Annotated in this window: 7 protein-coding genes and 1 pseudogene; 5 read left to right on the forward strand and 3 right to left on the reverse strand. The window is 66.2% G+C overall.

The genetic code is table 11. The features are described 5' to 3' along the window. The 4 genes and pseudogenes from DD1DGNOD_RS26305 to DD1DGNOD_RS00540 form a co-directional block, all read left to right on the forward strand. Nucleotides 1–191 (forward strand): annotated as a pseudogene (locus DD1DGNOD_RS26305) (hypothetical protein); the annotation flags it as partial. Nucleotides 192–493: 302 nt separating this feature from the next. After that, a complete protein-coding gene (locus DD1DGNOD_RS00530) occupies nucleotides 494–796 on the forward strand; it encodes a WXG100 family type VII secretion target (RefSeq protein ID WP_131765094.1) in 303 nt (100 codons plus the stop codon). 315 nt (nucleotides 797–1,111) lie between these two features. After that, complete coding sequence (locus DD1DGNOD_RS00535; protein WP_131765067.1) at nucleotides 1,112–1,435, forward strand: hypothetical protein; 324 nt, start codon at nucleotides 1,112–1,114, stop codon at nucleotides 1,433–1,435. Between the two features lie 32 nt (nucleotides 1,436–1,467). Then, nucleotides 1,468–2,100, forward strand: coding sequence for a hypothetical protein (locus DD1DGNOD_RS00540; protein ID WP_165036311.1), 633 nt, complete (start codon nucleotides 1,468–1,470; stop codon nucleotides 2,098–2,100). A gap of 44 nt (nucleotides 2,101–2,144) precedes the next feature. On the opposite strand, the gene DD1DGNOD_RS00545 is transcribed toward DD1DGNOD_RS00540, so the two are convergent. From DD1DGNOD_RS00545 to DD1DGNOD_RS00555, 3 genes are all read right to left on the reverse strand, one after another. Continuing rightward, the gene (locus DD1DGNOD_RS00545; protein WP_131765065.1) at nucleotides 2,145–3,479 is read right to left on the reverse strand and encodes an APC family permease; all 1,335 of its coding nucleotides are present in this window, start codon (nucleotides 3,477–3,479) and stop codon (nucleotides 2,145–2,147) included. Between the two features lie 172 nt (nucleotides 3,480–3,651). Beyond that, entirely contained in the window at nucleotides 3,652–8,319 is a 4,668-nt protein-coding gene (locus DD1DGNOD_RS00550; protein WP_131769193.1) for an FtsK/SpoIIIE domain-containing protein, read from the reverse strand. Nucleotides 8,320–8,493: 174 nt separating this feature from the next. Next, on the reverse strand, nucleotides 8,494–9,210 hold the full coding sequence (locus tag DD1DGNOD_RS00555; RefSeq protein WP_131765064.1) for an HdeD family acid-resistance protein: 717 nt from the start codon (nucleotides 9,208–9,210) through the stop codon (nucleotides 8,494–8,496). Nucleotides 9,211–10,095: 885 nt separating this feature from the next. Between DD1DGNOD_RS00555 and DD1DGNOD_RS00560 the strand changes: the two genes are divergently transcribed. Next, nucleotides 10,096–12,672 (forward strand): phage tail tape measure protein (locus DD1DGNOD_RS00560; protein ID WP_131769194.1); only part of this gene is annotated, 2,577 nt, incomplete at its 3' end.

Raw genomic sequence — 12,672 nt, forward strand, 5'->3', positions numbered from 1 at the left:
GCATCGGCATCGGCATCGGCATCGGCATCGGCATCGGCATCGGCATCGGCATCGGGCCGATCATGCGGCCGATCCGTGCCGGGGCGGACATGCGTCCTCCTGTCGGCCTTGTCGCAGACGGGCACTATGGTGTAAACCGGTACAAGGCAGATGGTCACAAAGCATACGAAATGTGTTGCGAACGGCGTTGATATGCGATAATTCTGATGGCGAGGCTGTTAGGTCGTGTCCGGCGGGCATGACCTACGGGAGTGAGGTCGCAGGTTCGATTCTCGATCCGGCACCGTGTTTGCCGAAAGCAGCACAGCCGGGGATGTAACGATATCACTATCATGCTTGGATGTGATTTTTGGACTGAGATGGGAAGCGTCTGATACGCCGCTTCTGATCGGTACGGTTCGAAGGCCAGGCCGTGCCGCTGCAACGGCCGATCCCGTATACGGTTCCTGTTCGCTGCCAGGAGCTGACCTACCTACCTGAAAGGGGTTTGAAAATGCCCAACCTCAACGTCACCTACCAGGAAATGGACGATGCGAGCATCAGGCTCAGGAACGGCAAGGTCGACATCGAGGCCCAGCTTGTTGCACTGAAGAAAACGGTCGACGCCTTGGTCGCGGGTGGGTATGTCACCGATCAGTCGAGCGTGCAGTTCCAGGGGTCCTACGACAGGTTCAACACCGGTGTCACCAACACACTGGCCGGGCTCGACGGAATGGCTGACTACTTGAAGAAGGCGGCTGAAGTGTTCCGGACCGCTGACTCCCAGCTCGCGAGCTCGCTGCGCGGTCAGGGTTAGCGGGCCGAAGGCAGCGCGATCATGATTCGCGCTCGGGGTTCCTGCCGGATCCGGGGTTCCTGCCCGGATCGGCGAAGCCGATATGGGCGGTCCGGAAGCCGATCTGGGAAGTCCGGGAGGTCTAGATTCCCGGGTCACTGAGAGGCAGTCGTTGTCCGGTGGGGTGTCAGGTACATCCGAGCCCCACCGAGGGCGGTAACCGGTTGCCGTGATCGGCGAAGGACGTGCCTCGGATCGGCCGCGCTCCTTATACACCCGGTCCGGGGCGCATGGGGAGTGCCGTGAGATAAGACCGCTGTGAGAGAGGTGGGTGCGATGACCGCTGATCGGTTGTCGGTCGATCTTCCTGGGCTGGACTCGCTTGCCAGCAACCTGACGTCGATCCGTTCGGCAATGAACGCGACCCGTTCGACGCTGGAGAACTACCGGGGGCAGATGGGATCACCCGAGATCGAAGATGCTCTTGGCGACTTCGAACATGGCTGGAGCGACGGACGCAAGAAGATCGATGATAATGCGAACAAGCTGGCGACGATGGCGTCGGAGTCGGCGGAGGCCCTGCGTCAGGTTGATTCCAATCTGGATGCCGAGTTGGTCCGGGCGTCGCAGCCCGCTGACGAAGGAGGGAGAGGGGACTGAGCGGATACATTGCTGCTGAGGAGCCCGTGACCGTGGGCTTCTCGATCAGTGTTCCCGACACCTGGTTTGAGGTCGATCTGAACCCGGTGACTCGGCGGGCGTCCATCGACGCTTTGGTCCGGGAGCGGACACGTGGTGTTCCCGAGCTCGCGGCGAACCGTGCGGCGATCTCCCGGCTGCTCCGAAATGCCGCCAGCGACGCGGCGGCTGGCGGCGCATTGTTCTGCGGGGTCATGACTGAGGCCGTAGAAGGCGCAGGCCTGTCTGCCAGCGTGACTATATCCCTACTGTTTGCACCGAACGGCGACCGGATCACTGGTGTGACTGGCGTGACTCCATCAGCGATCATGTCCACTCTGTCGGAGAAGGCTGCTCGTTCGCAAGACGACACCTGGACCACAGTGGCTCTTGTTGATCTCCCTTATGTCGGGCAGGCAGCACGCTCATATGGGGTGGAGGACATCAGTCTGCCCGATCAGGCCGGTTGGATCAGGACGACGATGATGCAGACCTTCGTCCCGATCCCACGGTCCGACCAGGTGGCCCTGGTTTCCTGTTCCAGCCCGAATCTCGTGCTCGTGGATGCATTGCACGACCTGTTCGACGCGGTGACCTCGACGTTTCGGTTTGTCCCTGATGGCGGGGAATTCGCTGCTCCGCTGTGACGGTGCATCCGCGGGGCAGGGTTCCTGGCCATGGTCCTGCAGGTCTATGACCTGTGCACAGTTCGGATCGTGATGCCGACGGCGAGGATGGCAAGGCAGGTCAGGATTGAGACGGCCGGCAGCGTGAGGGCGAGGACGAGACAGCCGATACCACCGAGAAGTGACAGCGGGCGCAGCCAGCGGCGCTGCGGGCCGTCGAGGGTGAAGGCGCTGGCATTTGCGATCGCGTAGTAGATGAGGATTGCGAAGCTGGAGAAACCGATCGCCCCTCGGACGTCCGACACGATGACGACGGCAACGACGATCCCGCCGAGCAGCAACTCTGCGCGGTGCGGAACCGCGTACCGTGGATGTATTACCGCGAGCCAGCCCGGCAGGTCACGTTCACGGGCCATGGCCAGTGCGGTACGTCCGACTCCGGCGAGAAGCGACAGTAGGACGCCGAGGCTCGCGAGCGCTCCGCCCACACGGACGGCAGGCGTCAGCCCGCTGAGGCTGCCGGCGCCGGTCGCGACGGCCAACGGGTCCACGGCGTCCGCCAGACGGTCCGGACCGACCGCCAGCAACGCCGACAGACCGACAAGTACGTAGACGGCAATCACGATCCCGAGCGCGGTCGGGATCGCCTTCAGGATTGTCCGTGCCGGGTCGCGGACCTCCTCACCCAGGGTGGCGATCCGGGCGTAGCCGGCGAACGCGAAGAAGAGCAGGGCCGCGGCTTGGAGCACCCTGTGCACGGCGTCCAGCCCACTACCGGACCAGAACGGGCTCAGCCGTGCGACCTGGGCAGTCCCGCCCGCCAGGCAGGCCACCACGACAAGGGCAAGTGCGAGCAGGGTGAGCATGACCAGGATGCGGGTCAGCCGGGCGGTCTTGCTTATTCCGAAGTAGTTGACCGCGGTGAGCAGGACCGCGGCGGCGACCGCAACCGGCCGAGGATGCTGTGGCCATGCGTATGCGCCGGCGGTCAGGGACATGGCCGCGCAGCTTGCGGTCTTGCCGGCCACAAAGCCCCAGCCGGCGACGAATCCCCAGAAGGTGCCGAGCCGGCGCCGCCCATAGACGTAGGTTCCGCCGGACTCAGGGTAGACAGCGGCCAACTGCGCGGACGACATGGCGTTGCAGTAGGCGATCATAGCTGCGATCGCGAGGCCCACGACAACGCCGGCTCCGGCCGCATGGGCTGCCGGCCCGAACGCGGCGAACACACCGGCTCCGAGCATCGAGCCGAGACCGAGGATTACCGCATCGGCCAGGCCGATGCGGCGTTGTAGCCCGCCGGACGGGTCCGTGACCGGATCGGTCCGGGAAGCGGGCCGATCGCCAGACGACCGCTGATCGAGATCGGCGTTGCGACCGGGAAGGCAGTCGTCGGACATCGCTACTTCATAACACCGTCTGGCCAGGCAGCGTCCACCACATGTTTGCAGGATGGGGATCTTGCCGGGAATCCTGCGACGTGATCAGACCGGGCCGGGGACGGGAATTCACCGATCGCCATCCACCGTTCTTTGATTGTTCATCGGTGGTTCTTTCCTTGTGAATACATGACTACGTGTATGCATGGAAGGCGATCTGAATCGGTGCTGGTTTTCCCCGCAGTACGAACAGTCCGCGGCCGACCGGCATGCTCCCCCCGCTGTTACGAGACAGCCGGATGCCGAACAGATCTCCTTCGCTGGGCGTGCTTGGAGCGAGGATCACTCCGCATCGTGACCGGCGGGCATCCACCATGAATCCCCGATACTGGCCGGTCAGATCCTCGGTGGTGCCGGCTGCCACGAACGCGCATCCGCCGTCACGCGCGGCCTTGAGGAACTCGGTCATGCGATCGGCGACCGGGGCGGTTGCCAGCAGTTCCGCATCGTCCATGACCACCACCAGGCCGCCAGACGGACCGGCCGACTCCAATGCCGCATCAATGCCGGCAGCCTGAGCGTCCGCGCCCAGCAGGTCGATCACACCTGGTCGATCCGCGAGCGCGGACAGCGGCGAGCGTCGCGGGGTCAGCAGCAGCAGTTGGGCACCGCCCGCCAGCAGCGACTCTGCCATGGTCAGCAGTGCCGAACTGCGACCCGACCGCGGAGGCCCGGCGATGACGAAGCCCGGTCCGTCGACAGTGAGATCGATCTCAACCGGGGCGAGTTCGTCACCGCCCGCGCCGATCAGAGCCACCAGCGGTACCGGCTGCGTGCCCGCCCAGCCCGCCGGTGCCGGCGTCTGCCCAGCCGGATGCGGGCTCATCGGCGCATCCATCGGCGGGCTCATCTGTGGACCCGGATGCAGGCTTGCAGGCGGGCCCGTTTGCGGCCTGCCACCGGGATCCGGACGTAGTGCCTTGGTCTCGATGACCGTGATGCGTTCTGGCAGCACGTCGATGCGGAACGGTCGGCGGTAGTCTCCGCGGGCGCCGGTGCCTGGTCCCGCCGGCACACCGTCTCGTGCAGCAGCTACCTCGGCCAGCCGGTGCAGCGCCGCGACCTGCGCCCGACCGGACGGATCATTGTCGAGCAGGGCGATCTGGGTCTCGACCGATCCATCGATCTGGAATCCCCGGCCTGGCGGCAGGCTGTCCGGTATGGCTCCCGACGCAAGACCCACCATCGTGTAGTCGGACCTGTCGGCCATCCGCAGCATGAACCTGTTCTCGATCGCTGCGCTGAACCGTCCCGACGCACTGCGCCGATCGCCGGTCATGATGACCCGTACGCCGACGGACGGCCCTTCCCGTAGCAGCCGGGCCAGTATCTCCACGAGCGCTCCACCGTCGGCTTCCTCGAAGGAGGCGAGAAAGCCTTCGAACCGGTCGATCAGCAGGAGCAGATACGGGAGCCGACGTTCAGGATCAGCTGATCGTTGCTCGGCGAGATCGGCATATCCCCGAGCGGCGAAGATCTCCTGTCGTTCGACGATCTCGCTGATGATCCGGGTGAGCAGCCGCTGTACCCGCTCCGGCGTGTCCCGGCTGACCACAGCGCCGGTGTGCGGTAGCCGGACCAGCGGCGCCAGGGCGTTGTTGCCGCAGTCCAGTGCGTACAGATGGACGTCGCTGGAGGAGATGGAGGCTGCTATCGAGCCGGCAATGGTGCGCAGGGCCGTCGACCGCCCGGATCGTGGCGCCCCGACGAACAGCAGATGACCCCCGTTGTCGATGTCGATCGTGTAGGGAAGCTGTGCCTGACGACCGCAGTGGTCGGCCAGTCCGATCGGGACGGGCCGCAGCACGCCCGGACCGCCGCTGTGCGATTCTCGGGAAACGGGGTGTGATTCCCCGGACATGGATGCGGTAACCATCTGCAGGGTGAGCCGTTCCGGCAGCGGTGGCAACCAGGGGCTGTGCCCGGGTTCGACCCGCAGGATTGCGGCAGCCTCCCGGAGCGCCTCGACGAGAGCCTTGAGATCGGTGATCTCGTTGTCGGCCGTCCGTGGCCGAGGGGGAGCCGGCGCAGGCTGTCCCAGCGTGGACCAGTTCAGTTCGGTGACCCAGGGTGGAGCGAGATCATCGATGGTGGCACCCGTGGCACCCGTGGGTCGGCGACCCCCGACGCGTCCGGACTGGAAGGGGACCAGGGAGGCGTGCCCGAGACGCACATAGGCCCGTCCGGGAGTTGACGGCGAGATGCGTGCCGCGTCGGGCGTGTTGATGACGTCGGAACTCTCCGAGACATCGGTGACACGTAACGCGATCCGCAGGTTCGTGTTCGCACGGATTTCGGGAGACACCACACCGCTGGGCCGCTGCGTTGCCAGAAGTAGATGGATGCCCAGCGAACGACCTCGTTGTGCGATGTTGACCAGACCGGTGACGAAGGCGGGCAGCTCGCGGGCGAGGGAGGCGAACTCGTCGATGACCAGCAGCAGCCGGGGCAGCGGCACCAGCGGCCCGCCGAGCTGTGTCCGTGCGCTACCGGTAGTGACCAGGAGGGTGTAGTCCTCGATGTCCTTCGCACCGGCGTCGGCCAGGATGTGCTCACGCCGCCGTAGTTCCGCCGATAGCGATTCCAGGGCGCGGCCCACCAGATGGGTGTCGAGGTCGGTCACCATTCCGACGGTGTGCGGAAGCCTGACACAGTCGGCGAAGGCACTGCCGCCCTTGTAGTCGACAAACACGAACACCATCGCGTCCGGCCGGTTGGCAACAGCCAGTGATGCCACAATCGACTGCAGCAGTTCGGACTTGCCGGAGCCCGTGGTACCGGCGATCAGTCCGTGCGGGCCGTCGCGGCGCAGGTCCAATGTGAGCGGGCCGTCGAGGGACAGACCCACGGGGAAGGCGGTGCTACGGGGGAAGACCTGCCAGCGAGCGGCCACCGCCCCTGCGGTCGGAGGTTCCAGGTTGATCACGTCGAGGAGTCGGGCGGAGGCCGGGAGAGCTGCCTCGTCATCCCCACCGACGTCGCGTACCGGTGCCAGAGCGCGGGCGAGACGCTCGCACCAGGCCGCGGCGCCACCGGCTGTGACCACCACCTCCGGATCATCGGATGTCGCCGTGGCGACGAGATCCGGGCGCACATCGTGGACGATCTCGGTACGCGTCTCTACGACCCGCAGACCCGTCGGGGTTTCCTCGGCTACGGCCTGGCATTCCTCGGGCAGAAGCCGGATGTCGCGGTCCAGGCAGATCGAATGGATGCCCAGTGCCGGCCCGTCCCGCAGAATGGAGATCACCCCGGGTATGGACCGCAGCCGGCGGGCGCCGTCCATGATGACCAGTACGTCCGGACCGTCGATGAGCAGGTTCACGCCGTTGGACTGGACCCGCGCGTCGGCGCGCGCCCCCAGCTGGCCGATCAGCTCTCCGATACGCCGTGCCCGTGACTCGTCGTTCGTCCCGAGCAGGACGGCGGTGTCCTGGCCTTCGCTCGGACGGCAGTGCGGCAGCCAGCGCACCCAGTTCCACGCCTGCTCGCCGGAGCCGTCCGTGAGAACGCAGATCGCGAGATCGCGTGGGCTGTGCAGGACGGCCGCCTGCGCGGTCAGCCAGCAGGCCAGCACCCGCGGGAGGTCGCCGCGACCGGCGATGCCGAGAACTCCGCGTTCGGGCAGGGCAATGGTCACCGGAACGTCAGGGGCCGTCCAGGTGATCTCACGTTTGTGTTCCTGCGCGGCCGGGTCCTCCATGACGACTTCGCTCGGCAGGTCGGCGGTGCCCAGGCGCAGATGCAGGTAGTCGGGGTTGTCTCGGCGGCGTTCCCACAGGCGCCCACGCGGCCCGACGGCAGTGAGCAGGACGGTCGCCGGGTCGGGGAAGTCGGTGCGGCGGGCCGCGCGTTCGGTGAGGAGTGCCTGCTCGGCGTCGGCTTCGACGTCCTGGCGCCGCTGGCGGTAGTCGGCCAGATGCTTGCGGTAGCTTCGCCTGCCATGCCGGTTCCCGGAGATGTGCATGCCGATCATCCCCAGTGGGCCGATGACAGCCATCAGCAGGAAGTAGTACTGCTTGAAGACGAAGGCCATCGTGACGCCCGCGGCCAGCGGTAGCGTCGCCATCAGGATCGGCATGGGCCGCCGCTCCGGCTCGGACGGTTCGCTGGGCAGCTTGTACCGTGTCCGCCGGATCGGGGGCAGCAGCCGGGGAGGCCGGTTGAAGTCCAGCCCCATTCCGTCGTCGGACGGTTTGAGTGCGGCGTCCGCCCGGCTGGGGGCGCCTATCTCCAGCAGTACGGACCCGACCGTGATCTGCGCGCTGGCGGGTAGATCGATTGTGGCGAGTAACGGTTCACGGTCGACGAGCACGCCGCCGGCTTCCTGCCCGAGGGAGGTGGTAGCCGGTGTGATCCGGCATGAGCCGTCCACCATCACGGTGATCGTCATAGCTTCGGTGGCGGCGGCCGGATCGTCCAACCGCACAGCACAGGTCGCCGCGGTGCCAACCGTGAACTCGCCAGGGCCGAACCGGTGGACGACCCCTGCGCCCGGTCCACCGATCACGCGGACCTCGATCAGGCCCGGTGGTTCGAGGGGAAGGCAGCCCGCTGGCGAGTCGATACTGATCAGGACGCCTTCCCGGATCGGTGAATCGGCGATGGTGAGCGTCTCGCTGACCGCACGGCCCTCGACGAACAGACGCGGTCGATGCACGGGGAGAGCCAGCCCGCCCGGGCGGACGTGGCGTACCAGCGCATCGGCGATCAAGGTGGCAGGCGTGTCCGGATCGGCGTCCAGCAGGATGTCCGCGCTGACGTCCTGAGCCAGATCGGCCACTGTAAGTGTCAGGCGCATGTAAGTACGATACGGCGCGATGCCGACAAAACAGGACTTGGGCGGTCAAGTGTCCCGTGAGCCCACGAGCGGATTCCCGTGGACCGCGTCCGGTGATCTGTTAGGCCGGCACGCACGGTGGTCCATCGCCGGGGCTGGCCGTGACGGAGCGCGTTACAACCCTTCCGAGCAGCGTCACAACTCTTCCGAGAGAGGTCTGCGGACCCGGCCTTCCTCAGCTCGTCCGGACTCGCGGGCTGCGCCGGCGCCGAATCCCACCGGTGGCAGGAAACCCTCAGAAAATGCTGGGAACTCCCCTCGAATTCCACGTTTCCGGAAGGACATCGCAATTTTTGTCAGACCGGTGGAGAGAGCCGCAAGTCCCACCCACAGGGTCAGGAGACTGAGCGAGAACCGCGGATAGGTGGTGGCCCAGAAAGCGACGCCGATCTCGAGCGCACCGATCACCAGCGGCATCCACCACTGGGCCGTTCCGCGAACGTCCTCCCCAAGCGCTCCATAGCGCTCGGCCCGTCTTGCGATAAAGGAGTTGACGATGTCGTAAAGACCTTTGATCAGGAAGTACCAGGCCGCGATCCTGGCTACCACCGCGAAGGTCGGGTCGGGCCAGGCCAGCGCGACCACGCCACCGCCGACGAGGAGAACGGCGAGCAGGGCATGGGACCACTGCCAGTCCCGCGCGGTCGCCATTGCCGCCAGCAGCTCACTCCCGGCACTCAGGAGCAGGACAATTCCCAGAAGTATGGCAACAGAGCGAACTGTGGTCAGATCAAACTGTGGGATTGCCAGCGCAAACAAGACAAAAGCGGATCCTGCGGCGAGGAGGTACCACCATGGGACGTTCGTGGCACGGTCCTGGGTGCGGCCCGCCGGCGCTGTCGCGAAACTCACGGCGGCTCCTTTCGAGTCATCGGGCTCTCGGACGTGACCGTTCCCGGGGATACGGGAGTCGATCTCCAAAATGCACGGTCGAGTCGGTGATGCCCTCGCTCGGAGGCTTCACGCCCTGCCGGCGCTGTGAATCATGATGCGTAGATCGGCGGATAGGCTGTTGCCCGATTCGGTAGATGCCCGATTCGGTGGACCGCGAGCCGTTCCGGGTCCGTCGATCGCCTGCGAGTCGGCCCCTGCGAGCGGACGGATCCCAGTCGTGCGGACGGGCAGGCCCTGACGGGTGCGGTGGTGCGACCGGGCTGCCGTCAGCGGTGCCCTACGCGACGCGGCGTGCCCACATCGTGCCCACATCGTGCCCACAGAGATCACGATAGGTTCGGCGAAAAAAGATCAACAAACCGTCTTCGCGAGTCACAGCGCCCCCATGGAGATCAGGGACGCGGAGAACTGGCGGAGGCTCCGGGATTTGAACCCGACCAAGAGCCGACCGGCGAGGATCGTTGAAACGCGAAATCCTCTGTGCTGCAACGGGTTTCGGGTCGGGGATGGCCGCTGACGACCGGTCGAAATCGAAAGTTGGTCGAACCGCCGCGGGCACCGTGTGGGCACCGCGGCGGTGGTAGCAGTCGGTTACGGGCCTGCCTGGTCGACCCCGTGCTTCGTTGCTACCCGGGAACCCGTTCCGGCGATCCTTTCGGTGAGCGACTCAAACCGCTGCGCCATCTGTGCGTTCGCCTCCTGCGATCGTGTTCTGGTTCTCCGGCGAGCACGGCGAGCATCGCCTGGAACCGGGCTCCGCTCGCAGGCAAGCGCCGATGGTGAATCATCGGGAGACACAGCGACAGGTACGACCCGAGACGCGGCCAGGGTCGCCCCCTATAGATGGTGGTGGGGAAGATCAGTTTCCGCGTCATTTCGGTCGTGATCACTGGCAACACTGCCGGTCTCACCGGCGCGCTCACCCGGGCCGCCGGACAGGTCGACGTCTTCGGCAACCGCGTCCGCGGTGCGAACGCGGAGACCAGTCGGCTCGGCAGCCTCGCCAAGGGCGGGGCCGCCGTCGGCGTCGCGGCGCTCGGTATCGCGCTGGTCGCCGCTGCCTCGTCCGCGGTCGAATTCCAGGCGCGGATGTACAACGTGGCCTCCCTGGACGAGCACGTACGGCAGAACTTCCAGGCCACCTCGCAGGCCGTGCTCGACATGTCCAAGCACTTGCCGCAGAGCGCGAACACGCTCGCGGAAGGCTTGTACAACATCGCCTCGTCCGGTTTCTACGGCCGGGACGCCATGCACGTGCTGGAGACCTCGGCCATCGCCGCGTCCGCCGGCCTGACCGATACGAACACCGCATCCAAAGCGATCGTGGCGAGCCTGAATGCCTACGGCCTGGAAGCTGGCGACGCCACGAGGGTGAGCGACGCCCTGTTCAGCACCGTGAACTACGGCGTGCTGAGCTTCGAGGCGCTCACAGGCGCGATCGCCCACAGCGTCGGGAACGCGGCTCAGGCCGGCGTCAGCATCGAGGAACTCGGCACCGCGATCGCCACCATGACCCGCTCGGGCCTGTCCGCGTCCGAAGCCGGCGTCTCCGTCAACAACATGATGGCGAAGCTGCTCAAGCCATCGAAAGCCCTCACGGAAACATTCATCCGACTCGGAATCAACCTTCAGAGGGATCTGAAAGACCCCGCGATCGGCCTGCACGGGGTCATGCTCAGGCTCCAGGACGCCGCGGACGGGAACGTCCGAGTCTGGCAGTCGTGGTTCCCCGAGATCCGGGCACTGCGCGGCGCGCTCGCGCTCATGGCAAACGAAGCCGGAACCTATGACGAGATCTTCGGTCACATGGGGACCCAGACCAGAGCGGCCGGGGCGGCCATGGCGGTCTTCGCGGTCCAGTCTCAGTCGACCAAGCATCAGCTCATCGAGCTGAAGAACCAGTTCGTAGCGACCGGGATTGAACTTGGCCTCAGGCTCCTGCCCTACATCGAGAGGGCCGCGCACGGGCTGTCAGCTCTCCTGGATGGAGCAAAGGGCACGGCCCGCGAGGTAGGCGGCTACCTGCGCCCCACCGTCGTCGACCTCGGCGGCGCGATGCGCAACACCGCCGACATCGCCGGGGACCTGTGGGACGCCTTCGGGCCGTTCATCGGGCTCGCCGCGAAACTCGGACTCGGGGCGGTCGTCACCGGCCTGCACGGGGTGGCCTCCGCTGCGCAGGCGACAACGGGCTTCCTGTCCGACCACGAGCGGCTCGTCTACGCGATCGCCGCAGCGTGGGTTGTCGTCAGACTCCCGTGGATCATCGCCCAGCTACGCATGCTCGCCGTCGCGGCCCAGGGCCAGGCGCTGGCCATGCTCGCCACCACGATGGTCAGCCTCGGGAACGCGGCCAACTTCGCGGCTGCCCGGCTGGCGTTCTTCGGCACGGGCCTGCGCGGGGCGCTCGTCGGGCTCGGCGTGTACGGCCTGATGATCGGAGCGGCTGCGGTCGCGTTCGATGACCTGGCCCATGGTGCCGAGCGGGCGAAGGGCAAGGTCGACGCGCTGACGTCCGGGCTCGACGCGAACTCCGTCGAGTCGCTGGATCGGACCATCGGAGCCCTCGTCGCCCGGTACAAGGATCTCGGCGGGGCGGGCGGACAGATCGGCGTCAGCAACCGGGAGCAGGGACGCGAGATCAAGGCCCTTGAGGACCGGATCAGGGAGCTGACGAGGGTCAAGAGCGATCTGATCGCCAAAGAGCAGCAGGCTACGGCGAACACGCAGGCGCTCGCGAACGCGTTCGGGATGACGACAGAGCAGGTGAAGGCGCTCGCGGACAAGGCCCATATCGACCTGGCCGGCTCACTGGTCACCGTCGATCAGTCCGGGAAGAACGCCATAGACCGGTTCCGGTCGCTGACAACCTCACTACTCGGCGCCCAGATCCCAGCCGACCAGGTCGGGGAGGCGATCAAGGCGATCGACAATGCGGCCAGCGGGGCCGACGCGGCCGTCAAGGAATTGACGATCACCATGGACATCTTCACCGGCCGCGGCGTGGAGGCGGAAGCCGCGATCGACGCGGTGGAGAAGGGGTTCATCGAACTGGCCAAGGGCACGGGACTGGCACAGGGAAGCCTGTTCGGCTACTCGGAGACGGCACTGGAGAGCCGGTCGACGATCCGGGGTGAGATCGAGGCGATTACCGCGGCAGCTGCCGCGTACGCCAAGAAGACCGGATCCGTCGATGCCGGCAGAGAGATGTACGACGCCTACATCGAGCGGCTGAAATTCACGCTCGTTCAGGAGGGGAAAAACCGCGCGGAGGTTGAGAAGCTCTTCGCCGCCTACTCGACCCTTCCGGAAGCGGTCGCGACCGCCGTCTCTGCTCCCGGCGCTGTGACCGCGAAGAACCAAGTCGACGCGCTACGGGTAGCACTCGACAGCATCGCGAACAACAAGACGATCACCGTC

Source organism: Candidatus Protofrankia californiensis, from assembly GCF_900634765.1.
GTDB lineage: Bacteria > Actinomycetota > Actinomycetes > Frankiales > Frankiaceae > Protofrankia > Protofrankia californiensis.

Coding starts and splice junctions, on each gene's coding strand:
- DD1DGNOD_RS00530 (WP_131765094.1), top strand. CDS start 494: ATGCCCAACCTCAACGTCACCTACCAGGAAATGGACGATGCGAGCATC.
- DD1DGNOD_RS00535 (WP_131765067.1), top strand. CDS start 1,112: ATGACCGCTGATCGGTTGTCGGTCGATCTTCCTGGGCTGGACTCGCTT.
- DD1DGNOD_RS00545 (WP_131765065.1), bottom strand. CDS start 3,479: ATGTCCGACGACTGCCTTCCCGGTCGCAACGCCGATCTCGATCAGCGG.
- DD1DGNOD_RS00550 (WP_131769193.1), bottom strand. CDS start 8,319: ATGCGCCTGACACTTACAGTGGCCGATCTGGCTCAGGACGTCAGCGCG.